Here is a 23,994-nt window from a genome sequence, read left to right on the forward strand (position 1 = left end):
CCTTAAATATTAAGTGTGTTTTTAGTGTGTGGTGAATATTCTTAGACTTGTTTGTAAAGCTTTGAGTTTAAGAGAAGCACATGATTAGGAAGTCAAGGAAAATCCGTTAGAAGCTGGACTATTTGCAGACTTGATTCGAATGAAAATTCTTATCCATTAAGGTGTGGGAAGGAGTTGAAGGATGTTTATGAAAATAAAGTACAGCTGTGATATATCTAATTATATGTTTCATATGAAAACAGTAAAAGAGCTCTTTATAATTTAAAATTTGAAGAAAATGCGAGATCCATTATTCATGAATTTATTATGCAAAGGGTGGTATTCCAACACTGACAGTTTTAAACTAAAAATATTGCTATGATAACAATAATATTGATCGTGAAAAAGCATAATTCATTAAATATGGCGTATTTGCAAGGTGGAGGAGATTTCATGACAATCTTTACAAAAAAAGACAATCTTGTAAAAATAGTCGATGTTGAGCAATTTTTGTATAAGAGCCAATATTAATCTAAGGCAATATGAAATATAATGCATAGGGTTTTGCCTATAGGCAATTACACTTATCAAAATAGATTATGTAGAAAAGCAATGGGAATACGGTAAATAACTGTTTGTGCTGTGGCATAGCAAAAAAGGTTACGTTATCTCCTATTAAGAGAGCTTTTTAATAAAAAATAGCATTTGTTTTCTATAGGGGGGTACTCTTTTCAAGCTGTTTGAGGTGGTAAATTGCTTCTAAAGCTTGTTTAGGAGAGAGTTCATCGGGATGGATATTTTTTAAAGCTTCGTGAAGTACACAATGTTTGTTTTTTGCTTCATTGACGGGAGATGTTGCTTTAAGAGAAAAGAGTGGTAAATCATCAATGAGTTTATGTCCTTTTCCAGCCATTTCGCCTTGTTCTAATTGATGGAGTACATCTGTTGCTCGTGTAATAACGGCTGGGGGAAGTCCAGCAAGCTTTGCCACTTGTACACCATAGGAACGGTCAGCCGCTCCTGGTGTGATTTCATGAAGAAAAACTACATCACCATCCCAGTTTTTGACTTTCATGGTTACATTATGCAGTCTGTCAAGTTTTTCGGTAAGTGCAGTCATTTCATGAAAATGGGTAGCAAGAATAGCACGACAATGGTTAACTTCATGGAGATATTCAACAGCAGCCCAAGCAATAGAAAGTCCATCAAAGGTTGATGTTCCACGTCCTATTTCATCAAGAATAACAAGGGAATGGTGGCTAGCATGATTGAGAATCGTTGCTGTTTCAACCATTTCCATCATAAAGGTTGAGCGCCCCCTTGCAAGATCATCGGAAGCCCCAACGCGACTAAATAGGCGATCAACGACACCAATATGTGCTGAAGTTGCTGGAACGAAGGACCCCATTTGCGCCATAATAGCAATAAGAGCATTTTGCCGCAAAAAAGTTGATTTCCCTCCCATATTAGGCCCTGTCAAAAGCCAGATTGCTGCATATTGCTGATTTTCTTTCACAGAGAGATCACAATTATTGGCAATAAAAGGTTCTGCGGCTTGTTTACGGAGTGCTTGCTCGACGACAGGATGGCGTCCTGCTGTAATATGAAAGGTCAGTGAATGATCAATTTTAGGGCGGCAATATCCTTGTTCTTCAGCAAGATGCGCTAGAGCGACAGAGACATCTAAAATGGCAAGTGCTTCAGAGGCTTTACGAATAAAATCAACTTGTTCGGTAATTTCTTGAACAAGAATATCAAAGATCTCTAATTCAAGTGTCAATGCGTGGTTGGCAGCATGGGCAATGCGGCTTTCAAGGTCAGCAAGCTCTGTTGTCGTAAAACGCATAGCGTTTGCCATTGTTTGCCGATGAATAAAACGTGCTTTAGCTTGTGGATTATTTGTAAGGGAAGATGCTTGTGTGCTGGTTACTTCAATGAAATAACCTAGAATATTATTATGCTTTATTTTAAGCGTCTTAATATCTGTTTCTTGGGCATATTGCGCTTGAAGTTCAGCAATGATACGGCGAGATTCATCACGTAAAGCACGCATTTCATCGAGCTCTTTATGATAATTGGAACGAATAAATCCTCCATCACGTTTAAGGAGTGGGAGATCATCAGCTAATGCTTGTTCTAAATGAAAGTATAAAGCAGTGGGTAAGTTTGAAAATACCTGTTGTACACCACTTATTTCTTGAGGCAGAAGCTCATTATCAAGAAGTTGATGCAATTCGCGAATAATTTCAAAACCGCGCTGGATTGTCGCCATATCACGGGGGCCTCCTCGTCCAAGAGCCAAACGTGAAACGGCGCGAGGCATATCTGGTCCCCCCTTTAAAATAAGCTTTATCGCTTCTGCAAGAGAAGGATTACGTAGAAAAAAATCGATAGAATCCAAACGCGTATCAATCGCTGAAGGAGTGGTGAGGGGAGCAATAAGGCGATCAATAAGAAGGCGTGATCCTCCTCCTGTTACAGTGCGATCAATAGCTTTTAATAAACTTCCATCCCGTTGACCTGATGTCGTACGAATAAGTTCAAGGCTTAGTCTGGTTGCAGCATCAATAAAAAGAGTCGCACTTTCATTTTGGCGCTCAGGTTGCATGAGAGGAGGACGATGTGTGATTTGTGTTTTTTCGATATAACGAATAGCCGCTACAATTGCAGAGAGTTCACAGCGTGAATAATCGGCAATCCCCTCAAGAGTTGAGAGCTTAAAATAATTGCAAATATCGCGTTCAGCGGTGAGTGCATCAAAGAGACAAGCAGGTTGAGGTGAAACAATACGGTCAAGAACATTAAAAAGCGATTTGTGAGATTTATCATGGAAAAAGGAATCAGCAACAATGATTTCTTTTGGATCCACACGCATAATATCTGCCAAAAGTTTTTCTTGGCGGCTTTCTGTTACACGAAATATGCCTGTTGAGATATCAATCCAAGAAAGAGCAAACTCCTCTCCATCACTGGTTTTTATACGGGAAAGTGTCATCAAATAATTTGCGCGTGTTGGATCAAGGAGTTTTTCTTCTGTTATTGTTCCAGGTGTTACAAGACGAACAACATCACGCCGAACAACAGATTTTGAGCCACGTTTTTTCGCTTCAGCAGGATCTTCTGTTTGTTCACAAACAGCAACGCGATAACCACAAGCAATGAGTTTTTGCAAATAATCATCTGCCGCATGAACGGGAACACCACACATAGGAATATCTTGTCCTAAATGTTTTCCACGTGCTGTGAGTGTGATTCCTAAAGCTTGAGCAGCTTCAATTGCATCATTAAAAAATAATTCATAGAAATCACCCATTCGGTAAAAGAGAAGGGAATCATGATTGACGGCTTTAATTTCTATATACTGCTCCATCATAGGAGTAAGACGTTCTTGAGGGAGAGCAGATGAGGAGCCAGACTGTGGAATTAAATTATTTTTATAGTTGTTTTTTTTATCCATTTGTACGTAGCCTGTTCCCTTTAAGTAAAAATTTTACTCTTTTATTTATTTATCTCTAAATTGAAACGCATCATTAGATTTGCTAAGGCAAGAATAGCGATTTTTGATATATGAATCAAATTTTAAAAATTGGATGATTATACGCATTATCAATGCAAAATTGACACTGTTTTTGGAGAAGATAGAGTGAGATGAAAAAGAGCGAGCAGGATCAGAAAATATCTCAAACGGTTTACAGTGCGAGCGAAAGAGAAGCTCTAGATTTTCATAGTCGTGGTCGACCAGGAAAGCTTGAGATTGTTCCAACAAAGTCTATGGCAACACAGCATGATTTAGCACTTGCTTATTCACCAGGTGTTGCGGTTCCAGTTAAGGCAATTGCTCAAAATCCAGCGCTAGCTTATGATTATACAGCAAAAGGCAATCTTGTTGCTGTTATTTCAAATGGTACAGCTATTTTAGGGTTAGGCAATTTAGGTGCACTTGCTTCTAAGCCGGTCATGGAAGGAAAAGCAGTGCTGTTTAAGCGTTTTGCGGATATTGATTCCATTGATTTAGAAATTGATATAAACGATACAGAAAGTTTTATCAATTTGGTGCGCCATTTAGAACCTTCTTTTGGTGGAATTAATCTTGAAGACATTAAGGCGCCAGAGTGCTTTATGATTGAAAGCCGCCTACGCGAGGTAATGAATATACCTGTTTTTCACGACGATCAACATGGTACAGCAATTATTGTTGCTGCTGGTGTTCTCAACGCTTTGACTTTAACAGGGCGCGATATGCAAAATACGCGGTTAGTCTGTAATGGTGCTGGTTCTGCAGGGATTGCTTGTATTGAACTGATTAAAGCGATGGGTTTTCGTTCCGAAAATATCATATTATGTGATACAAAGGGTGTGGTCTATAAAGGTCGCAAAGAGGGAATGAATCAGTGGAAATCTGCGCATGCTATTCAAACAGATAAACGTACGCTTATGGAAGCAATGGAAGGTGCAGATATATTTTTTGGGGTTTCTGCTAAAGGTGCTCTTACTCCTGAAATGGTAAAATCCATGGCCCCCCAGCCCATCATTTTTGCTATGGCTAATCCCGATCCAGAAATTACGCCGGAAGAGGTTATGCAAGTGCGTCATGATGCCATTGTCGCAACAGGACGTTCCGATTATCCAAATCAGATTAATAATGTTCTCTGTTTTCCTTATATATTTCGTGGTGCGCTTGATGTGCGTGCAAGAGTTATTAATGAAGACATGAAGATTGCTGCGGCAAAGGCTCTTGCTAATTTAGCGCATGAAGAAGTGCCTGACAGCGTTGCAGAAGCTTATCATGGAAAGCGATTAAAATTTGGTCCTAATTATATCATCCCTGTTCCTTTTGATCCGCGTTTATTTACGGTTGTTTCAATAGCGGTAGCAAAAGCAGCAATGGAAAGCGGTGTTGCGCAAAAGAACATAGATGATTTAGAGGCCTATGAGCGCGATTTGAATGCGAGACGTGATCCTACTTCCTCTATAATGCGTGAGGTTTATAACCATGTTCGTCAAGTGCCAAAACAAATTGTCTTTGCAGAAGGTGAAGAAGAGCAAGTTATGCGGGCAGCTGTTTCCTATGTTCATCAAAAATTAGGACAAGCGATTTTGGTTGGTCGTGAAGATCAAGTAAGAGAAGCGGCTGTTATCGCTGGAATTGATCTGGAGCGTGAAGGTATTTCTATTATGAATGCTAAGCTTTCTTGCCGTACAGATGCTTATGCGAATTATCTTTATAAAAAGATGCAGCGTCAAGGCTGGCTGTTGCGTGATTGTCATCATCGTATCAATAATGATCGCAATTATTTTGCTGCGTGTATGGTGGCACTAGGAGATGCTGATGCAATGGTTACAGGGGTGACATGCAATTATGAAACAGCGTTGATCGATATACGTCGTGCAATTGATGAAAAACCAAAAGAACGATTGATTGGTATTTCAATGGCTATTTGCCGTGGACGAACTGTGTTTATTACGGATACAGCTGTTTATGAAAATCCTAATGCTGAAGAACTTGCGGATATAGCTGAACAAGCAGCTTCTTTTGTGCGAGGATTTGGATATCAACCACGGGTAGCATTTTTAGCATTTTCTACATTTGGTTATATGAACGGGCAGATGACACAGCAAGTTCAGGATGCGATTAATATCTTGCATGAACGCAAAGTTGATTTTGAGTTTGATGGAGAAATGAGTGCTGATGTGGCACTCAATCCCAAATTGATGCAGCAATATCCATTTATGGGATTAACGGAGCCCGCTAACATTTTGGTTATGCCTGGATATCATGCGTCTTCCATTGCAAGCAAAATGTTACAAGAACTTGGTGAAGCAACCATCATTGGTCCTATTTTAATTGGATTGGAAAAATCTGTCCAAATTGTACCGTTTAGTGGAAGCGATACAGATGTTGTCAATATTGCAATGCTTGCGGCTTATCATGCCGCAAAAGTCGTCTAAAGGAAAAAAACCCCTAATATACCAATAATATATCAAGGGGCTTTTTGATAACAAAAGAATAAATTTTTTAAGAAGGCTGTATTTGATTGTCTTTTTGTTCTTCAGAAAGACGCTTTTGGAAGAGTGCTGCAAAATCAATAGGATCAATCCACAAAGGTGGAAAGCCACCATTTTGAGTAGCATCAGATATAATTTGGCGAGCAAATGGAAATAAAAGACGGGGACATTCAATAAAGACCAGAGGCATAACATGTTCTTGTGGAATGTTTTTAAGGTGAAAAACACCACCGTAAATCAGTTCTACATGAAATAAGGTTTCAGTTTCATCATTGGCTTTGACGGAGAGAGACAAAACGACATCATAATTATCATCACCAATTGGGTTAGCATTGACGTTAATATTGATATCAATTTGTGGTGATTTTTCACGTGCACGCAATGAACGAGGAGCCCCTGGGTTTTCGAATGATAAATCTTTTAAATATTGAGTTAATACAGCAAAAACCGGCTCTCCACTACTGTTATTCATTTCACCTTCGGCCATACGACGAACCTCTCTCATTATAATATGTATATTTATTTTAGATCTAAAGACTAGATTGGTTATCACGCCTTGCAAAAGGTTGCAAGAAATGCGCTCTTTATCTTGAATATTTTTTTAGTTTGTTACAGATTTTTTAGGCATTTCAATGGTTATCATCATTTTTGCGCCATGGAGATTCTGTAGTATCATGAATTGTGTAATCTTCTGCTTTAAGATCAATTATTTTTTCAGAGTCATTTTTTCTTTTAGCATTGGGATTCATTTTGTTTTTTAATGATGCAAAGAAATGCCAAACAACAGAGCGAATAGGTTTAATAAGAAGTAATATTCCCAAGAGATCACTTACAAAGCCGGGAAGAATAAGTAAAATTGCACTAAACAGGATGAAAGCATCATTAATAATATTATTCTCTAATGTGCGTCCTTGAATAAGTTCATTTTGTATGTTTTTTAAAAGGCTAATCCCTTGAATTCGCAATAAAACAACCCCAACTATGGTTGTGAGAATAACCAAACTCAAAGTTGCCAAAATACCAATTTCTTGACCAACAAAGATAAAACCAGCAATCTCGATTAAAAGAATGCAAAGAAAGATAACAACAAAAAAACGAGGATTTATAGAATAAAGTTTTATCACATGAAAGTTTCCTTCTGGATGAGTAGGGGGAGAAATTCTTAAGAGCACTCCGTTTAAATCTATAAAAATATTTGAATGATAAGATTCCTTATTTTACATATTTATTGATAAATGGTATTGACTGCAATGTTTATTAGAGACTTAAGCTTTGGAGATTGATAGCGCCTATGGAATTTGACGTTATACTTGTCATAGCTCTTGTTGTTATGGTTGTTATTTTTGTGCAACTCCGTAATGTATTAGGGAAACGAATTGGGTTTGAAAAACCACCCTTTGATCCTTATTCACGTCGTTCTAAAAAACAAGTTGAAGCAGAAACGGCTGATAATATTGTTTCGTTCCCTCATCAGAAAAATTCACAAAAAGACGACTTTAGTGAAATTGATAAAATTTCACCACAGGGAAGTATTTTGAATAAAAATTTGCGGGAATTGCATAGAATTGATCCTCATTTTTCTCCTCAATTTTTTATAAAAGGTGCACAAATTGCTTATGAAATGATTGTAACAGCTTTTGCCAAAGGTGATCGCAATCAACTTAAAAGCTTGCTTTGTCAGGATGTTTTTGAGAGTTTTTGTACGGCTATTGAGCAACGAGAAAAAAATAAAGAAAGAATAGAGTTCACTTTCGTTGGAATTAATAAGATCGAGTTTGTCGCGGCGGCAATACAAGAAAAGGATGAACTTTTAACGATACGTATCGTCAGTGAGATGATTTCTGTTACTTATAATGAACAGGGCGAGCGTATAGATGGTGATCCTGATGCTATTGTAGAAATTAAGGATATTTGGACTTTTGTTCGCAATAGCTTATCGTCAGATCCAAACTGGAAGCTTTTTGCTACAGAAGATGAAAATTAAAGTACTTTTGGTGTTTTTTCCATAAGCACTCAATGATTTATGAGAAATGAAAATGTCCTCAAATGAATGGAGACAAAAAAGAGGTTTATTGGCTTCACAAGATCGCCTTTTATGGGAGATGGTTTGTCGTACGACAACACCGCTTCATGGTAAGATGTCCTCTTCTGTTTCAGAAAATATTGCAAATATTAATGATAAAAAACAGCGCGTAACTCAAAATCCTCCAGTGTCTCGTGAAAATCAACAACACTCCACAATGATTAAAAGAGAAAAGAAGGGTGTTACACAAGCGCATAAGATTCATTTCTTTGATCATGTTGCACATCATAAAATTTCTCAAGGTCGTTATCCTCTTGAGGCGCGTCTTGATCTCCATGGTTATATGCAGGAAGAAGCTTATTTTTTCTTAAAAAAATTTCTACAATTTTCTCAGCAGAGAGGATTGCGTTATGTCCTTGTGATTACAGGAAAAGGCCGATCAGTTGGGAGCGATGGAGCTTTATATAGATTTGTTCCGTATTGGTTATCAACACCAGCTTTTCGATATTATGTCCATGCGTTTGAGCAAGCAGCGCGTCAGCATGGCGGAGAAGGTGCGCTTTATGTTTGGTTGCGCCGTTTTGTGTCGGAAGAAGGAAATTGATGTTATTGTGGTCGTTCTAGGTTTAATATTTATTCATACTTATAATTTATTGTTTTCGTATATTTCGTAAGAGCCTTGAATACAATATTCTCTTCTTTATAATTTTTTATAAAAAATTATAAAGATATTATTTTATATTCTACGTATTACTTCACGCTTTTGTTTATCGCGTTCTTTAATGGGGACACATCCCTCACGCAAAACAGAACGACATTGTCATTGCATATATTCACAGGCTTGTTTTAAAGAAACATCTTTCAACACTCCCAATCCTATTTTGCGACGGCATTCGTGAAGGGTATAATGATAAATCCATGAAGCACGCCTATCTTTATGCTTAATAAAAGAGCAAGCTGGCATCATCATACACTTTTCCATATCTCCCAATGTTGCGACAATTCTTTAAGCCCTTGGCACTTGAAAGCATTTATAAAGGCATGCTTTTCTTTAAGTGTTTTTACTCTACACGGCTCTCATCTTGTTTGTGATGTGCAAACGAAAAAATTTGATTAATTCAATATAAGAAGACTTAGAATGAGAGAGATATAGATGAACCTCATTCAGGTTGCAAAGCGATAAATTATTTTTATAAACCATAGCATGACTCTATTAAATACACGAAGAATAAAAACATGAGAAATTGAGAAACTGTCTTATTCAAAAGATATTGCTATGGATAGTGTTAACAGCAGTACAACTAAATTAAAGAGAATCGTGAAAATGAACAGAAATATAACTTTACAACACATAGCTGCGCAGTAGCACCAAAAGATACAGTTTCGTTGAATAGTTTATGAAGAAATATTAAAAGCCCCGTTTTCATAAATTTCTTTCTCATACTAATCCGATAGTCGGAAATTTAATAACGAAGCGCAGAAGGCGTAGAATATGAGATTCTACCGTGGGTATTATACTCTTATCCGACGTCTTTCAGATATTGGTTGAAATGCTAGCTTAGCATGAAAGGCACAATAGGGGCTATTTTCATCAGAATCGGCACCACAAAAATGAAAATCTGCTGATAATGGATCGCCAACCGGCCATCTACATGTATTTTCACTCAATTGTAGAAGATTAAGTTGACGTGATATAGGCACAACGACATTGGATTTTGTGGATATATCAACTTCTTTTACATCTTCCACTATAAATTCTGTCTTTAAAGCTGTTTCTTCAATACTTACAGATGATGTGTTTATTGGCGATACCGTGGATGTGTTGCGACGCACACGTGGAGATGACGGGCTGCTGCTTCCCACGGGAGTTTTTTGCACACGTGTGCTTCCTTGTGCTGTCTTACCACGTCCTGGTAACTTTAATCGATGTACTTTGCCGATGACTGCATTTCTGCTGACCCCCCCTAATTGAGCAGCAATTTGACTTGCACTTAACCCTTCACTCCAAAGCTTTTTAAGAAGCTCAACGCGTTCACATGTCCAACCCATACCAGTACTCCATTCCGATTACGTCACTAAGATGCTCTCCCCCGTTGCATCTTCAAATGTTTAAATAATGTTTTCATTACGCTGAATGAAAGAACTTTACACTCTAAGCGAGCATAAGAAAATCACCCAACCTGTGGACTTACAAATCAAAACACATCATCTTGCTTATTATATTGTAAATTACAATATGCACTCACTCTATGACAAGAGTCTTTAACTCTTGAAGAGTTTATTTAGAATGTTTTCCCCAACTTGCAAATCAATTATAGGCTAAACTTTTACTTTTGTTTAAGGCTTTTTCTCAAAATGCTTATTTGTAGAAGCTTTATTGACTTTTTTTCAATTGGTGTAATGATCTATTCCATAGGTCTAATCATTAATCGTAATGAAATGTTGAAAGCACCGTAACGAAATGTACCATGCTGTTTCATTTGTAGTATTGCTTTGTATATATTGAAAAGGTTAAAATATAAAGGAAATTATGATGGATGCTGTCTCTATACAACCACTTTATGAATGCTTCGCAAGACGAAATTTGCATTTTGAACAGGGGCATGGTGTATGGCTTATTTCCGATAAAGGAGACCATTATCTTGATTTCACATCTGGCATTGCTGTTAATGCATTAGGATATTCACATCCAAAATTGGTTGATACGCTCAAGATACAAGCTGAAAAACTTTGGCATGTTTCTAATATTTTTCAATCTCCTGAACAAGCATCTTTTGCCACGCGGCTTTGTGCAAATAGTTTTGCGGATAAGGTTTTTTTCTGCAATTCAGGCACTGAAGCATTGGAGTGCGCATTCAAAACGGCACGTCATTATTACTATGCTACTGGTCATTCAGCACGCATTGAAATAATTACTTTTGAAGGGGCATTTCATGGACGTACACTTGCAGCACTTGCTGCGACTGGGCATGAAAAGTATCTTGAAGGCTTTGGACCTAAAGCTGGTGGATTTATTCAAGTACCTTTTTGTGATGAAGTCGCTTTGCGTAACGCTATTAATAAAAATACCGCCGCTATTCTTATTGAACCTATTCAAGGAGAAGGAGGAATACGAACGGTTTCTCATGAATATTTAAGATTTTTGCGTAAAATATGCGATGATAATGGTCTGTTGTTGATTTTGGATGAAGTGCAAACGGGCATGGGACGAACAGGAAAGCTTTTTGCTTATGAATGGAGTGATGTCACGCCTGATATTCTTACCCTCGCAAAAGGACTAGGAGGTGGATTTCCATTGGGCGCTTGCCTTGCAACGGATAAAGTTGCAAAAAGTATGATACCTGGAACGCATGGATCAACCTTTGGAGGAAATTTGCTTGGAATGGCTGTAGGAAATAGTATTCTTGATATTTTATTAGAGCCAAGTTTTCTCATCCATGTTCAGCGCATGGGTGATAAACTAAAAAGTGGGCTTTTGCACATTCTCAATATCTATCCTGATATTATCTGCGCAGTTCAGGGGATGGGGCTTATGTTAGGTATTCAATGTGTTGTGCCTTCAAATCTTGTCGTTAATGCTTTGGAAAATGAATATCTCTTAAGCGTTGCAGCCAACAACAATGTTGTGCGCTTATTGCCTCCTCTTATCATTAGGGAAGAAGAAATAGATGAAAGTTTGCATCGTATTGAAAAAGCAATTTCCTATCTTTCGCAAATAAATAAAGAAAGACAAATATCACACATATGACAAATGCTCTTCGTCATTTCACGGATTTATCCATTTTAACGCCAGCAATGGCACGCGCACTAATTGATTATGCAAAAATTCTTAAAGCATCTTTTAAGGCAGGAAAAGGTTCAAAACCTTTTATAGGTAAAACACTCGCGATGATTTTTGAAAAACCATCCACACGAACCCGTATTTCATTCGATATCAGTATGCGCCAGATGGGGGGAAATACGATCATGCTCACGGGTTCAGAGATGCAACTTGGTCATAGTGAAACCATAGCTGATACGGCGCGCGTTTTATCCCGTTTTGTGGATATTGTGATATTGCGAACAACGAAACACCAACGTATGCTCGAATTGGCACAATATGCACAAATTCCTGTCATTAATGCCCTTACAGATGATACACATCCTTGCCAAATTCTAGCAGATATCTTAACCTATGAGGAGCATCGGGGGCCAATTGCTGGCAAAATATTTGCGTGGATGGGGGATGGTAATAATGTGCTCCATTCCTTAATTGAAGCCGCAGCTCTTTTTGGTTTTCATTTGCGTATTGCTACTCCAAAGGGCAGTGAACCACAGGAAAAATTTATACATTGGGCACGTGAGCGGGGAGCACATCTTATGCTAACCCATGATCCCCAAAAAGCAGCTCAAGATGCTGATTGTATTATGACCGACACATGGGTCTCCATGGGACAAGAATTTCGTGCTCGCAGTCGTTCTATTTTTCAGCCTTATCAAGTCAATGAATCTCTCATGAAATTAGCAAAACCTGATGCTCTTTTTATGCATTGTCTTCCTGCTCATCGTGGTGAAGAAGTGGTTGATTCTGTGATTGATGGACCGCACTCTGTTGTTTTCGATGAGGCGGAAAATCGTCTTCATGCTCAAAAAGCAATTCTTTCTTGGTGTTTACAAGATGCGTTTTTCTCTACAAAATAGCCACCCTACAACAAATTATATAAAAAAGGCAAAGCTATGAGTAAACAAGCTAAAGATGAAGCCTCTCTCAACAACAATTTCTTGCATGAAGATGATAATGTTATTCCCTTTCAAGTCGAAGAACTTGATATCCGTGGACGTACCGTACAACTTGGGGAAACTTTAAATTCTATTCTTAACAGACATCAATATCCTGAACCGGTTTCTTATCTTCTGGCAGAAGCTTTACTTTTAACGGTTCTGCTTGGAACTTCTCTAAAGCTTACGGGAAAATTTATTCTACAAACCCATTCCGATGGACCGGTTAATATGTTGGTGTGCGATTTTTCGCCTCCTTCCAGTTTACGTGGATACGCTCGTTTTGATAAAGAACAGCTGAAACAAGCAATAGACAGTGATCAAACCTCTTCAGAAACACTTTTAGGAAAAGGCACTTTAGCTTTCACGATTGATCAAGGTCCCCATATGCAACCCTATCAAGGGATAGTTGCATTAGATGGATCAAATTTACAAGAAGCTTCTCGCACTTATTTTGATCAATCAGAACAAATTCCTACCGATATCCGTCTGGCTGTTGCTATATTAATTAATCGTGATCAACAAGGAAAACCGCAGAAAAGATGGCGCGCTGGAGGTATTTTGACCCAACTTTTGCCCCAAGCATCGTCTCATTACAAGCGAGAAGAAACAAAAAACCACACCCAATTGGATAACCAATGGCAAGAAGCCAAAATGCTCATGAAAACGATTGAAAGTGCAGAATTAACGGATCCTCAAGTTGGTAGTAAACAGTTATTGTTTCGTCTTTTTCATGAACAAGGTGTTAGAGTTTTTAATTCTTTTTCTCTTGTTGATCAATGTTCTTGTTCACGCGAAAAAATTAAAGGAATCCTAGAAGGCTTTCCTATTGATGAACGCAATAAAATGGTTCAAAATAAATATATTTCAGTTACATGTGAATTTTGCTCAAAAACGTATCGTTTTATAGCGCAAGAATTTTTGGAAGAAAAAACATAATCAAACATTTTTCATTAAGTAATGATGATTGCAATAAAAGCTTATTTTATTCACGTCATAAAAGTTTAAGCATAGCTAATATGAATCTCTAGAATATTTCTTTCTTTAGCTTTTTTCGATGTATGCCAATTATTTTCATATTTAGATGATTCATAAAAAGTATTTTTAGCCTTTTCTTAAACATTTTTTTAATTCAACATAAAGAAATTTAAAAAAATCTCATAGTATTCGATGTTTTCATTTAATAGATAAAAATGGTAAAAATTATTTAAAATCAATATGTCGATATTTTATTTGTCTTCTGTTACGATCGCTTGTTCAATTTTAGGGAGAATTTTTTTTTGATAAATTTGCCATGTTAAGGGACCAACATGTTTGGCAATAATAATACTCTCTTTATTCAAGAGAAAGGTTTCTGGTGGTCCATACACCCCCCAGTCAATAGCTGTATATCCTGAATCATCAAAGCCAATAAATTTAAAAGGATTACCAAAACTGTTTAAAAAGCGCAGGGCGTTTGCTTTGTTATCTTTATAATTAATGCCAATTAGATCAAAACGTTTATCTTGTGCAATTTTCATAAGAAGAGGATGCTCTTCGCGACAGGGTAAACACCAAGAACCCCAAAAATTGACCAATGTGACACGTCCTTTAAACTGTTTTGAATAGAGATAACTTTCCTTATCAAGGAGGGGAAGATAAGTATTGGGGGCAGGTTTTTCAGCCAATGCATTTGGGAGGAGAGAAGGATCTTGAGGGTGTTTTTTACCCATAAAATTGAAAAAAAACACCATGAGCAGAAGAAAAAGCACAAATGGTCCAAAAAGAACAAACAAAACAGGCAAAGATATATTTTTTTTAAGTTTTAGAGAGATGTTTTTCATTCTATTTTTCTTTTTGAGACAGCTCTTTTTGGTTTAGCTGTTTGAGAATTTTTTTTTGGCATAGAGCTTTGTAAAGAATATATCCAATGAGACATAAGAGGGATATTGCAGAGAGCGTATAGCTTAAAACAACAATTTGCTCGTGTTTAAGGGTTCCAAGGAAAAAATCAATTTTCAAAGATAGATTTCCTAAAAGTCCGCTTTGGATGCCATTTAGGTCGAGCATGATGAAGAGTCCTGTTGTTGTGCACGACGGGATTTTTTCATCTGAAGTATTTGGATATAACGATGATTGATTTCATTTCGCATAGCCATCAAATAGAGCGTAATAAACATAAAGATGAAACAAAAGAGCATTGTTATGAGGGGCCATAACATAGCATTGTCGATTGTTGGTCCTCCAGCGCGTAACAATGATGCTGGTTGATGCAATGTATTCCACCAATTAACGGAAAATTTAATAATAGGGATATTAACAAATCCAACAAGTGTAAGAATTGCAGTAGCGCGCGCGGCTTTTATTGGGTTATCGAAAGCTCGTCCAAGCAGGATAATGGAAAGATAGATAAAAAGCAGAATTAAAACTGATGTTAATCGTGCATCCCAGACCCACCATGTTCCCCATGTAGGTCGCCCCCAAAGTGCTCCTGTCATGAGAGCTAAGGCGGTAAAAATTGCCCCAATCGGCGCTCCACACTTAAGTGCCACATCAGCAAGATGATATTTCCAAATCAGATTTCCTAATGCCGCTGCACTCATCGTTACATAGCAGAATGTAGACAACCACGCAAAGGGAACATGAAGGTACATAATCTTAACAGTAATGCCTTGTTGATAGTCATCAGGGGAATGCATCACAAGAATAAGCCCTAAGATAAGGACACACAATGTTATGCTGGCTAACCAAGGCAAAATCATTTTGCTTATTTTCATGAAACGGGTAAAACTTATAGGGAGTGACCTGATTTTATATGTGCGCATTATTTCATTCATAAAATTCATAATAGGCAGAGTTTTGCTATGCGGCAATCATCTTTTATTATTCTGATAAAAGTTTAAGCGTTATCGCAGCAACAAAAGAGCTAAAAAGACTCAAAAGAAGTGAAAAAGCGCCAAGAAGAGCTAGGGATGTGAGAAAAGAGGCATTTGGGTTTGTTGGAGCTGTAGCAGCTGAAACACCAAAAATCATAATTGGAATGATCCATGGCAAGATAATGATGAAAATAAGAAGGGTACTTTGCAACAATGAGGTTGCCAGTGCTGCTCCTATAGCGCCAATAAAAATAATGGCTGGTGTTCCGCATAAAAGGGTAAGTATTGTTGTAAAAGTTATTACTACATCTAAATGGAGCATGAGGGCTAAAATAGGTGTAGCAAAAATAAGAGGAAGCATTGTTCCTACCCAATGGGCAAGACATTTGGTAAAGACAATTAGTGTAAAACTTTGTCTTTGTCCTGAAAGGATAAATTGGTCGAGATTACCATCATCGCGATCGATTTGGAAAAGTTTGTTCAGATTGAGGAGCCCTGCAAGAAGGGCTCCAAACCACAATATACCTGGTCCTATTTGTGCAAGAGTTTTGGGATCTGGTCCAATGGCAAAGGGGGTTATGATAACAACAGCGATGAAAAACAATAGTCCTGTTAGTGGAGAGGCTTGTGGTGCTAATAATAGTTTAAGATCACGCCAGAACAGTGCTTTCATTTTATTCTTTCTTAAAGAGGTAAAAATTTTTCCAAAGCGATTTTATGGTTTTCTGGAATACCTAGGGAACTATGAGTCGCGGCGATAATCATACCACCTTGATTGAGATGACGCTGGAAAATACGAGCAAGGAGTTTTTGAGCATGGTTATCAAGCCCAGATATTGGTTCATCTAAAATCCAAATAGGACGATAGGAGAGCAAAAGGCGAGCAATAGCTGCGCGTCTTTGTTGTCCAGTTGACAGAGCGTTAAAAGGTAAATGTTCAAGGTTAGAAAGACCAATATCGGCAAGAGCGTCATGCGCAAAATGTAAATGTTGACCGTAAAAATCTGCCCAAAATTGCAAATTATCAATGACAGATAAGAGAGGTTTCATAGCATTTTGAGGACCAAGATAATGACAGGCAGTTGCAACAGGGTATATTTGATCATGGTCTTTAAGGATTATATGACCTTCAGCAGCTTCAAGAAGACCGACAATGATTCGGAGTAATGTAGACTTTCCGATACCATTAGGACCGGTGATTGTCATAAGTTGCTGTGAAAATAAACAAAAAGAAAGACCTTGAAACAGAATTTCCTCGTTTCTGTAAGCGGCTAGATCTTTGCCTGATAACACCATGTGATTGCCTATTTTGTTTTTATTTTCATATTCTTTAGTGCATTATAGAATAAAAAACACATTTTTTATGCAATTGTACCTAGAATAGTTCTAGAAATAGTTCTATAAGGGGTACCTTACATCAATATCTGGTGTAAAATGGTTTCTGGCGCTGATTTCCGCATTTGCCTATGAGCGGGTGGAGGGGGAAATGGATAGCGGAGGTAATTGCGTCTGCGCTCAAGCTGCGACCTTGACTCGTAGTTTGTGTTGTTCATTCCTGGAAATTGGGTGATTATAGTATGAGGGTGGACAGTCATGACTCAAATTGATAGCTTTAATTGTCGCAGAGTATTAAATGTTGGTGACAAAGAATATACTTATTATAGCTTGATCGAAGCGGAGAAGAACGGACTTGAAGGTGTTTCTCGTTTGCCGTTTTCGATGAAAGTTATTCTCGAAAATTTATTGCGATTTGAAGATGGTCGCACAGTTAAAAAAGAGGATATCCTCAATGTTGCTAAGTGGTTAAACTACAAAGGGAGCGCTGGGGCAGAAATTGCTTACCGTCCTGCACGTGTTCTTATGCAGGATTTTACAGGTGTTCCAGCAGTTGTTGATCTTTCTGCAATGCGTGATGCTATGGTTAAACTTGGCGGTAACGCTGAAAAAATCAATCCTCTGATTCCCGTTGATCTCGTCATTGATCACTCAGTTATTGTTGATGCTTTTGGCAATTCCATGGCTTTTAAGGAAAACGTTGAACATGAATATGAACGCAATGGTGAGCGCTATCGTTTTCTTAAATGGGGGCAGCAAGCTTTTCAAAATTTTCGTGTTGTTCCTCCAGGAACAGGGATTTGTCATCAGGTTAACCTAGAATATTTAGCACAATGCGTGTGGACGAAGAAGGAAGAGGGGTGTGAGACGGTTTATCCTGACACCTGTGTGGGAACTGATTCGCATACGACTATGGTGAATGGTTTGGGTGTTTTAGGTTGGGGTGTTGGTGGTATTGAAGCAGAAGCGGCAATGTTAGGCCAACCTGTTTCTATGTTGTTACCTGAAGTGATTGGTTTTCGTCTAACAGGGAAACTTAAAGAAGGTGTAACCGCCACCGATCTTGTATTAACGGTGACCCAAGTGTTACGCCAAAAAGGTGTTGTCGGTAAATTTGTTGAGTTTTTTGGTCCTGGTTTAGAGCATATGACGCTTGCTGATCGGGCAACGATTGGAAATATGGCCCCTGAATATGGAGCAACGTGTGGTTTTTTCCCAATTGATAAGGAGACAGTGCGTTATCTCAATATGACAGGGCGTGATGAAGATCGGATTGCCTTAGTGGAAGCTTATACCAAAGCACAAGGGATGTGGCATGATGAAATGGTGGCTCATCCCATTTTTAGTGATACAATTGAATTAGATATGGGAACCGTTGTCTCTTCTATGGCTGGTCCTAAACGTCCTGAAGGACGTATTGCATTGGAAAATGTTGGGCAGGGTTTTGAGAAGGCATTGGTCGAAGACTATAAGAAGACTTCTGGACAAGATAAACGTTATCAGGTCGAGGGTGAAGAATATACGCTTGGTCACGGTGATGTGGTGATCGCTGCGATTACGTCGTGTACGAATACATCGAATCCAAGTGTTCTTATTGCAGCGGGTCTTTTGGCACGAAATGCTGTGGCAAAGGGTCTCAAGAGCAAACCATGGGTAAAAACTTCTCTTGCACCCGGTTCACAAGTCGTTGAAGCTTATCTTCAAAATTCGGGTCTGCAAAAAGATTTAGATGCATTAGGATTTAACTTAGTAGGATTTGGATGCACAACATGTATTGGGAATTCTGGTCCTTTGCATCCAGCTATTTCCAAAACGATTAATGACAATGGTATAATTGCATCTGCGGTTCTTTCAGGAAATCGTAATTTTGAAGGGCGTGTTTCCCCTGATGTGCAAGCGAATTATTTAGCTTCACCACCGTTAGTTGTTGCACATGCGCTCATTGGGACAGTGTGTAAAGATTTAACCAAGGAACCTCTTGGTGAAGATTCAGATGGTCAACCGATTTACTTAAGAGATATTTGGCCAACTTCTCAAGAAATACAGGAGTTTATCGAAAAAAATGTCACGCGTAAGGTTTTTGCCGAAAAGTATGCAGATGTCTTTAAGGGAGATGAAAATTGGCAAAAAGTTCGGATTCCTACGGGTTCTACCTATTCTTGGGATGAGCAATCCACCTATGTACGCAATCCACCTTATTTCGATGCTATGCAGAAAACACCTGATATCTTACCAGATGTTAGAGATGCACGGATTTTAGGTTTATTTGGTGATAAAATCACGACGGATCATATTTCTCCTGCTGGTTCTATTAAAGCAGCTTCTCCTGCCGGAAAATATTTAATGGATCATGGTGTTAAAGTAGCTGATTTTAATCAGTATGGAACGCGTCGTGGGAATCATGAAGTTATGGTGCGTGGGACCTTTGCCAATATTCGCATTCGTAATTTCATGTTAGGGGAAAATGGTCGAGAAGGAGGTTATACGGTTCATTATCCGTCAGCGGTAGAACAAACCATTTACGATGCAGCAATGGCGTATAAACAAGAAGGTGTTCCGCTCGTTGTTTTTGCTGGTATTGAATATGGCAATGGATCATCACGCGATTGGGCTGCCAAGGGGACCAATCTTCTTGGTGTCAAAGCGGTGATTGTGCAATCTTTTGAAAGGATACATCGCTCTAATCTTGTTGGTATGGGTATTGTCCCTTTTGTCTTTGAAGAGGGGCTAAGTTGGAAATCTTTAGGCTTAAAGGGAGATGAAAAGGTAACAATTGAAGGGATTCATAACTTGAAACCTCGTCAAAAGACTGTAGCGAAAATTACTTTTTCTGATGGTAAGGTAAAAACCGTTCCATTATTGTGCCGTGTTGATACTGAAGATGAGCTAGATTATTTGCATCATGGTGGAATTTTGCAATATGTCTTACGTAAGTTAGCCGTTTAAATTCTTTTGTTTGTTAAGAAATATCTATTATTAAGCTATACAGTTGCGGATCAAAGAGTTTGGCTTCGTTTTTTTATGACTATCTTTGAAAATCTAATTGACGTTAGCTTTGGGATTGCGCTATAAACCACACAGTTATAGGCAGCTTTATAGTTTTGCTTGGGTTGGATTTATTTATATTGGTAGAGTTGTTATTGAGACTCATTTTACCAAGGTGTTGAAAGAGAGATTATATTTATGGCGAATACACCTTCTGCTCGAAAAGCGGTGCGCAAGGTTGCGGCGCGCACACAGGTTAATAAGGCCCGCCGTTCACGCGTTCGTACTTTTATACGTAAGTTTGATGATGCTTTAGCGGGTGGCGATAAGGCGTCTGCAGAGATTGCATTTAAGAATTTTGAGCCTGAAATTATGCGTGCAGTTTCTAAAGGGGTTTTTCATAAAAATGCTGCTGCGAGGAAAGTATCGCGTTTAGCTAAACGTTTGAAGGCTCTCAGCGTTTAAGCTTTTTTCCTTTATTGATAAAAAAGCCAGTATCCTTATGGATGCTGGCTTTTTGTTTATTGTTTCAAAAAGTTTCTATTGAAAATAAGAATCGATAATGATTCTCCCCTTGAAAAAGGAGAGAAAGTTTATAGGGGGGGGAGTATGGTTATCCACAAGCTTTGTGGATTTTTACAGAGTCTTTTTTGTCAAGCATTTTATTTTTTTTTTTAAATCTGATGAGATTCTTTAATTATTGGTAAATTTAGAGAAAAAAAATGAATTGAATCAATATTTTTTTCAGTCTTCATTGATATAAGCATTTTTTTCGGTTTTTTTGATTTTATTTTGACCTCTTGCATTTTACCGCTGCTGTTTTGTATGGTTCTTATGAAGACTAAAAAGCATGAAGGGGTCAATCAGCACATTATTCTGTATTTTGTTGAATACAAGATGTTTTGATTTAGGCTTTTCGAAGTTTTTGTGTTGGAGAGGTTTTCTGACAGTTTTTTAGTTTTCTTAATAGATATGTTTACCATTTTAGAAGGGTAGGTCATATCATGAGTGCAAGTAAATCTTATTGGTCATCTTTGTTAGTGGGGTTGTGATGAGGCTATCCTAGGGGAGGGTGAGTAATCTTATTTGGGGTAGGGCGTTTTGCCTTCGCTAGATTTATTTTAGCTGTTTGGCAGGACAAAATTTTATTTTTATCAGGATGGAAGATGGTGGATAAATTGAACTCTAAAGTTAGTTCCTTTAAAAGGGTTTCGGTAAATATCCTGTCGGCAGAGAACATAATAAAGAATAGGATGACGGAGAGTGATGAGAACGTTTGTAGAAATGCTCCTATAGGGCATTCTATTGTTTCAGAGGAAGAAAGTGCGGCGGCTTTTATACGTGTTATGGCGCAATTGAAGGTGCAGGTTGGTGTTGAGGCTTATACCAGTTGGTTTGGGCGCGTGAAGCTTGCTGAATATAGTCATACTCTTGTAAAGCTTTCTGTTCCTACTGCTTTTTTACGTTCATGGATTAATAATCACTATGGTTCTCTTTTGACTCATTTATGGAAACAAGAGAATTCAGCAATTCTCCGTGTTGAAGTTATTGTTCGTGGTATGGAACGCGTTTCAAGAGATGTCGTTTGTAAAAGAAGTGTTCCTCCTGTTGTGCTAGAGGAGCAGGCGACTTCATCTTTTATTGAAAGTTGCGCAGAGCATTTAGTTAAGAGTTCTCAAACGGGAGTTTTTGGATCTCCGCTTGATTCTCGCTATACTTTTGGAAGTTTTGTTGAGGGGGCTTCTAATCGTGTTGCTTTAGCAGCTGCGCGTTCCATTGCGGAGGGGCATAAAAGTGCTTTACGTTTTAATCCTCTTTTTATTCACGCATCTGTTGGCTTAGGAAAAACACATTTGCTTCAAGCGATTGCTGCTTCTGCATTGAAGCGTTTAACGTCTGCGCGCGTTATTTATTTAACTGCTGAATATTTTATGTGGCGTTTTGCAACAGCTATTCGTGATAATGATGCTCTTTCTTTTAAAGAACAGCTTCGTGATATCGACCTTTTGATTATTGATGATATGCAGTTTTTGCAGGGTAAGTCGATACAACACGAGTTTTGCCATTTGCTTAATATGTTGCTTGATAGTGCAAAACAGGTTGTTGTCGCTGCAGATCGTCCACCAGCAGAATTAGAATCGCTTGATCTTCGCGTTCGCTCTCGTCTTCAGGGAGGGGTAGCTCTTGAAATTGAAGCACCAGATTATGAAATGCGTTTGCAAATGTTGCGCCAGCGGTTGAAGGTGGCACAACAAGATGATGGCATGGTATCAATTTCTGATGATATCTTGGAATATATTGCGAAAACGGTTTTAGGGTCTGGGCGTGATATTGAAGGTGCATTTAATCAGCTCTTGTTTCGTCAATCTTTTGAGTCTGATTTATCTTTAGAGCGGATTGATGAGTTATTAGGTCATTTGACACGTCCTGGTGAACCTAAGCGCATTCGGATTGAAGAAATTCAGCGTACGGTAGCACGCCATTATAATGTTTCTAAACAGGACTTGTTATCTAATCGTCGAACACGTACGGTTGTGAAACCACGGCAAGTTGCAATGTATTTAGCAAAAGTATTAACTCCTCGCTCATTGCCAGAAATTGGGCGTCGTTTTGGTGGGCGTGATCATACGACAGTTTTACACGCTGTGCGTAAAATTGAAGATTTGGTTTGTGGTGATCAGACCTTGGCTAAGGAACTTGAATTGCTTAAGCGGTTGATTGGAGAACAGGCTGTATAGTGTTTATCGTTTCTTTCTTTGGAGAGACTTTAAAGAATTTAATGAAAAGATTTATTTTTTCTTATGCAGGAGTGACTTGCCATTTTAAGAGAGGTTTAATAGACTTTAACAGGCGATTCTTTAAAGAGGGTCTATTCTTTAATTCTAAAGAATTCTTATAGTTTTTAGTAAATCATACGGGGCTTTTATGCGTATTACAGTTGATCGCAGTCAATTTCTCAAGTCTCTTGGTCGGGTTCACCGTGTGGTAGAGCGCCGTAATACTGTTCCTATTTTATCGAATGTGCTGATTGATGCAGAAAATGGCCGTGTGCAGTTAAAAGCAACAGACCTTGATTTAGAGGTTACGGAATCTTTTGCAGTTAATGTTAAACAAGCTGGAGCAACAACTGTTCCAGCACATTTGCTCTATGATATCATTCGAAAACTTCCTGATAGCAATGAGGTTGTGTTGTCCGTCGATGAGAATCAAGCAGGTACAATGTCTGTTGTTTCGGGTTGTGCACATTTTCAGCTTCAATGTCTTCCGAAGGCAGATTTTCCAGAGTCGCTTCCTGGGCAGTTTGGTTGTCGTTTTTCTTTATCGGCGTCAGGCTTAAAACATTTACTTGATTGTACACAATTTGCTATTTCTACTGAAGAGACCCGTTATTATCTTAATGGTATTTATTTCCATATTATTAATGATGGTGTTTTGAAATTGCGTTTGGTTGCAACTGATGGTCATCGTTTGGCACAAGTTGAGATGGAAGCTCCTTCGGGAGTTGAAGGAATGCCCGGTGTCATTGTTCCCCGTAAAGCTGTAGGAGAATTGCAAAAACTTCTTTCAGAAGAAAATGATAGCGATGTATGTATAGAGCTTTCAGAGACAAAAATTCGTTTTTCTATAGGCTCTGTGATTTTTACATCAAAATTAATTGATGGAACATTTCCAGATTATCAACGTGTTATCCCTCTTGGAAATGATAAAGAATTAATTGTTAATAGGCAGGACTTTTCTTCTGCCGTTGATCGTGTTTCAACGATTTCAAGTGATCGGGGGCGTGCAGTTAAATTAACGATTGAGCATGGACAGTTAAGGCTTGTTGTTAATAGCCCAGATTCGGGCAGTGCAGAAGATCAATTATCAGTAACTTATGCATCTGAACCGCTTGAGATAGGGTTTAATTCACGTTATCTTTTGGATATTGCTGGGCAGCTTTCAAGCGATGAGATGGTTTTTATGTTGGCTGAGGCTGGAGCACCCGCTCTGATTCGTGATAATGATGATGTGGATGTGCTCTATGTACTGATGCCTATTCGCGTTTAGGGGCGG

Annotated in this window: 20 protein-coding genes; 10 read left to right on the forward strand and 10 right to left on the reverse strand. The window is 38.3% G+C overall.

Annotated features, from left to right (window positions below; translation table 11 throughout):
• Positions 1 to 691: 691 nt before the first annotated feature.
• The gene (gene mutS / locus ACFIJJ_RS00945) at positions 692 to 3,436 is read right to left on the reverse strand and encodes a DNA mismatch repair protein MutS (RefSeq protein ID WP_375645675.1); all 2,745 of its coding nucleotides are present in this window, start codon (positions 3,434 to 3,436) and stop codon (positions 692 to 694) included.
• Between the two features lie 191 nt (positions 3,437 to 3,627).
• On the opposite strand from mutS, the gene ACFIJJ_RS00950 reads away from it, so the two are divergent.
• Positions 3,628 to 5,928 carry an NADP-dependent malic enzyme gene (locus ACFIJJ_RS00950; protein ID WP_375621978.1) on the forward strand — a complete coding sequence of 767 codons (2,301 nt, stop codon included), beginning with the start codon at positions 3,628 to 3,630 and terminating at the stop codon, positions 5,926 to 5,928.
• 67 nt (positions 5,929 to 5,995) lie between these two features.
• Here the strand turns inward: ACFIJJ_RS00950 and secB are convergent, their stop codons facing one another.
• Entirely contained in the window at positions 5,996 to 6,472 is a 477-nt protein-coding gene (secB, locus tag ACFIJJ_RS00955) for a protein-export chaperone SecB (protein ID WP_375621977.1), read from the reverse strand.
• Positions 6,473 to 6,614: 142 nt separating this feature from the next.
• Complete coding sequence (locus tag ACFIJJ_RS00960) at positions 6,615 to 7,109, reverse strand: FxsA family protein (protein ID WP_375621976.1); 495 nt, start codon at positions 7,107 to 7,109, stop codon at positions 6,615 to 6,617.
• Positions 7,110 to 7,276: 167 nt separating this feature from the next.
• Between ACFIJJ_RS00960 and ACFIJJ_RS00965 the strand changes: the two genes are divergently transcribed.
• Together ACFIJJ_RS00965 and ACFIJJ_RS00970 are read left to right on the forward strand one after the other, a co-directional pair.
• Complete coding sequence (locus ACFIJJ_RS00965; RefSeq protein WP_375645676.1) at positions 7,277 to 7,969, forward strand: Tim44/TimA family putative adaptor protein; 693 nt, start codon at positions 7,277 to 7,279, stop codon at positions 7,967 to 7,969.
• 52 nt (positions 7,970 to 8,021) lie between these two features.
• On the forward strand, positions 8,022 to 8,612 hold the full coding sequence (locus tag ACFIJJ_RS00970; RefSeq protein ID WP_375645677.1) for a Smr/MutS family protein: 591 nt from the start codon (positions 8,022 to 8,024) through the stop codon (positions 8,610 to 8,612).
• A gap of 216 nt (positions 8,613 to 8,828) precedes the next feature.
• Here ACFIJJ_RS00970 and ACFIJJ_RS00975 read toward each other — a convergent pair whose 3' ends face one another.
• Positions 8,829 to 8,978, reverse strand: a complete 150-nt coding sequence (locus ACFIJJ_RS00975) for a hypothetical protein (RefSeq protein WP_375621973.1) — start codon at positions 8,976 to 8,978, stop codon at positions 8,829 to 8,831.
• 542 nt (positions 8,979 to 9,520) lie between these two features.
• Positions 9,521 to 10,057 carry a GcrA family cell cycle regulator gene (locus ACFIJJ_RS00980; RefSeq protein WP_375621972.1) on the reverse strand — a complete coding sequence of 179 codons (537 nt, stop codon included), beginning with the start codon at positions 10,055 to 10,057 and terminating at the stop codon, positions 9,521 to 9,523.
• Between the two features lie 484 nt (positions 10,058 to 10,541).
• Between ACFIJJ_RS00980 and ACFIJJ_RS00985 the strand changes: the two genes are divergently transcribed.
• Genes ACFIJJ_RS00985 through ACFIJJ_RS00995 form a run of 3 tightly spaced genes read left to right on the forward strand, consistent with a single transcriptional unit; the run spans position 10,542 to position 13,705 of the window.
• Positions 10,542 to 11,756, forward strand: coding sequence for an aspartate aminotransferase family protein (locus tag ACFIJJ_RS00985; protein ID WP_375621971.1), 1,215 nt, complete (start codon positions 10,542 to 10,544; stop codon positions 11,754 to 11,756).
• Positions 11,753 to 12,688 (forward strand): ornithine carbamoyltransferase, encoded by a 936-nt coding sequence (gene argF, locus ACFIJJ_RS00990; protein ID WP_375621970.1) that lies wholly within the window; start codon positions 11,753 to 11,755, stop codon positions 12,686 to 12,688. The genes ACFIJJ_RS00985 and argF overlap by 4 nt, the downstream gene beginning before the upstream one ends.
• Positions 12,689 to 12,724: 36 nt before the next feature.
• Positions 12,725 to 13,705 (forward strand): Hsp33 family molecular chaperone, encoded by a 981-nt coding sequence (locus ACFIJJ_RS00995; RefSeq protein ID WP_375645679.1) that lies wholly within the window; start codon positions 12,725 to 12,727, stop codon positions 13,703 to 13,705.
• 290 nt (positions 13,706 to 13,995) lie between these two features.
• Here the strand turns inward: ACFIJJ_RS00995 and ACFIJJ_RS01000 are convergent, their stop codons facing one another.
• Genes ACFIJJ_RS01000 through ccmA form a run of 5 tightly spaced genes read right to left on the reverse strand, consistent with a single transcriptional unit; the run spans position 13,996 to position 16,917 of the window.
• On the reverse strand, positions 13,996 to 14,589 hold the full coding sequence (locus ACFIJJ_RS01000; protein WP_375645680.1) for a DsbE family thiol:disulfide interchange protein: 594 nt from the start codon (positions 14,587 to 14,589) through the stop codon (positions 13,996 to 13,998).
• Position 14,590: 1 nt separating this feature from the next.
• Positions 14,591 to 14,815 carry a hypothetical protein gene (locus tag ACFIJJ_RS01005; protein WP_375621967.1) on the reverse strand — a complete coding sequence of 75 codons (225 nt, stop codon included), beginning with the start codon at positions 14,813 to 14,815 and terminating at the stop codon, positions 14,591 to 14,593.
• The gene (locus ACFIJJ_RS01010) at positions 14,803 to 15,582 is read right to left on the reverse strand and encodes a heme ABC transporter permease (protein ID WP_375621966.1); all 780 of its coding nucleotides are present in this window, start codon (positions 15,580 to 15,582) and stop codon (positions 14,803 to 14,805) included. The genes ACFIJJ_RS01005 and ACFIJJ_RS01010 overlap by 13 nt, the downstream gene beginning before the upstream one ends.
• Positions 15,583 to 15,628: 46 nt before the next feature.
• Positions 15,629 to 16,294: a heme exporter protein CcmB gene (gene ccmB / locus ACFIJJ_RS01015; protein ID WP_375621965.1), complete on the reverse strand. Its 666-nt coding sequence runs from the start codon at positions 16,292 to 16,294 to the stop codon at positions 15,629 to 15,631.
• An 11-nt stretch (positions 16,295 to 16,305) separates the two neighbouring features.
• Positions 16,306 to 16,917, reverse strand: a complete 612-nt coding sequence (gene ccmA / locus ACFIJJ_RS01020) for a heme ABC exporter ATP-binding protein CcmA (RefSeq protein WP_375645681.1) — start codon at positions 16,915 to 16,917, stop codon at positions 16,306 to 16,308.
• A gap of 297 nt (positions 16,918 to 17,214) precedes the next feature.
• On the opposite strand from ccmA, the gene acnA reads away from it, so the two are divergent.
• From acnA to dnaN, 4 genes are all read left to right on the forward strand, one after another.
• Positions 17,215 to 19,902, forward strand: a complete 2,688-nt coding sequence (gene acnA, locus ACFIJJ_RS01025; RefSeq protein ID WP_375645682.1) for an aconitate hydratase AcnA — start codon at positions 17,215 to 17,217, stop codon at positions 19,900 to 19,902.
• 237 nt (positions 19,903 to 20,139) lie between these two features.
• Positions 20,140 to 20,406, forward strand: coding sequence for a 30S ribosomal protein S20 (gene rpsT, locus ACFIJJ_RS01030; RefSeq protein ID WP_273790272.1), 267 nt, complete (start codon positions 20,140 to 20,142; stop codon positions 20,404 to 20,406).
• 701 nt (positions 20,407 to 21,107) lie between these two features.
• Positions 21,108 to 22,679 carry a chromosomal replication initiator protein DnaA gene (gene dnaA, locus ACFIJJ_RS01035; RefSeq protein WP_375621962.1) on the forward strand — a complete coding sequence of 524 codons (1,572 nt, stop codon included), beginning with the start codon at positions 21,108 to 21,110 and terminating at the stop codon, positions 22,677 to 22,679.
• 187 nt (positions 22,680 to 22,866) lie between these two features.
• The gene (gene dnaN / locus ACFIJJ_RS01040) at positions 22,867 to 23,988 is read left to right on the forward strand and encodes a DNA polymerase III subunit beta (RefSeq protein WP_375621961.1); all 1,122 of its coding nucleotides are present in this window, start codon (positions 22,867 to 22,869) and stop codon (positions 23,986 to 23,988) included.
• The last annotated feature ends 6 nt before the right edge of the window (positions 23,989 to 23,994 follow it).

Origin of the sequence: Bartonella sp. TT29SHDZB (assembly GCF_042193395.1) — a bacterium.
Lineage (GTDB): Bacteria > Pseudomonadota > Alphaproteobacteria > Rhizobiales > Rhizobiaceae > Bartonella.

What these genes read in the sequence shown, in the direction of transcription:
- mutS (WP_375645675.1), bottom strand. Translation starts at nt 3,436, where the DNA reads ATGGATAAAAAAAACAACTATAAAAATAATTTAATTCCACAGTCTGGC.
- ACFIJJ_RS00950 (WP_375621978.1), top strand. Translation starts at nt 3,628, where the DNA reads ATGAAAAAGAGCGAGCAGGATCAGAAAATATCTCAAACGGTTTACAGT.
- secB (WP_375621977.1), bottom strand. Translation starts at nt 6,472, where the DNA reads ATGGCCGAAGGTGAAATGAATAACAGTAGTGGAGAGCCGGTTTTTGCT.
- ACFIJJ_RS00965 (WP_375645676.1), top strand. Translation starts at nt 7,277, where the DNA reads ATGGAATTTGACGTTATACTTGTCATAGCTCTTGTTGTTATGGTTGTT.
- ACFIJJ_RS00970 (WP_375645677.1), top strand. Translation starts at nt 8,022, where the DNA reads ATGTCCTCAAATGAATGGAGACAAAAAAGAGGTTTATTGGCTTCACAA.
- ACFIJJ_RS00975 (WP_375621973.1), bottom strand. Translation starts at nt 8,978, where the DNA reads ATGATGATGCCAGCTTGCTCTTTTATTAAGCATAAAGATAGGCGTGCT.
- ACFIJJ_RS00980 (WP_375621972.1), bottom strand. Translation starts at nt 10,057, where the DNA reads ATGGGTTGGACATGTGAACGCGTTGAGCTTCTTAAAAAGCTTTGGAGT.
- ACFIJJ_RS00985 (WP_375621971.1), top strand. Translation starts at nt 10,542, where the DNA reads ATGGATGCTGTCTCTATACAACCACTTTATGAATGCTTCGCAAGACGA.
- argF (WP_375621970.1), top strand. Translation starts at nt 11,753, where the DNA reads ATGACAAATGCTCTTCGTCATTTCACGGATTTATCCATTTTAACGCCA.
- ACFIJJ_RS00995 (WP_375645679.1), top strand. Translation starts at nt 12,725, where the DNA reads ATGAGTAAACAAGCTAAAGATGAAGCCTCTCTCAACAACAATTTCTTG.
- ACFIJJ_RS01000 (WP_375645680.1), bottom strand. Translation starts at nt 14,589, where the DNA reads ATGAAAAACATCTCTCTAAAACTTAAAAAAAATATATCTTTGCCTGTT.
- ACFIJJ_RS01005 (WP_375621967.1), bottom strand. Translation starts at nt 14,815, where the DNA reads ATGCTCGACCTAAATGGCATCCAAAGCGGACTTTTAGGAAATCTATCT.
- ACFIJJ_RS01010 (WP_375621966.1), bottom strand. Translation starts at nt 15,582, where the DNA reads ATGAATGAAATAATGCGCACATATAAAATCAGGTCACTCCCTATAAGT.
- ccmB (WP_375621965.1), bottom strand. Translation starts at nt 16,294, where the DNA reads ATGAAAGCACTGTTCTGGCGTGATCTTAAACTATTATTAGCACCACAA.
- ccmA (WP_375645681.1), bottom strand. Translation starts at nt 16,917, where the DNA reads ATGGTGTTATCAGGCAAAGATCTAGCCGCTTACAGAAACGAGGAAATT.
- acnA (WP_375645682.1), top strand. Translation starts at nt 17,215, where the DNA reads ATGACTCAAATTGATAGCTTTAATTGTCGCAGAGTATTAAATGTTGGT.
- rpsT (WP_273790272.1), top strand. Translation starts at nt 20,140, where the DNA reads ATGGCGAATACACCTTCTGCTCGAAAAGCGGTGCGCAAGGTTGCGGCG.
- dnaA (WP_375621962.1), top strand. Translation starts at nt 21,108, where the DNA reads ATGGTGGATAAATTGAACTCTAAAGTTAGTTCCTTTAAAAGGGTTTCG.
- dnaN (WP_375621961.1), top strand. Translation starts at nt 22,867, where the DNA reads ATGCGTATTACAGTTGATCGCAGTCAATTTCTCAAGTCTCTTGGTCGG.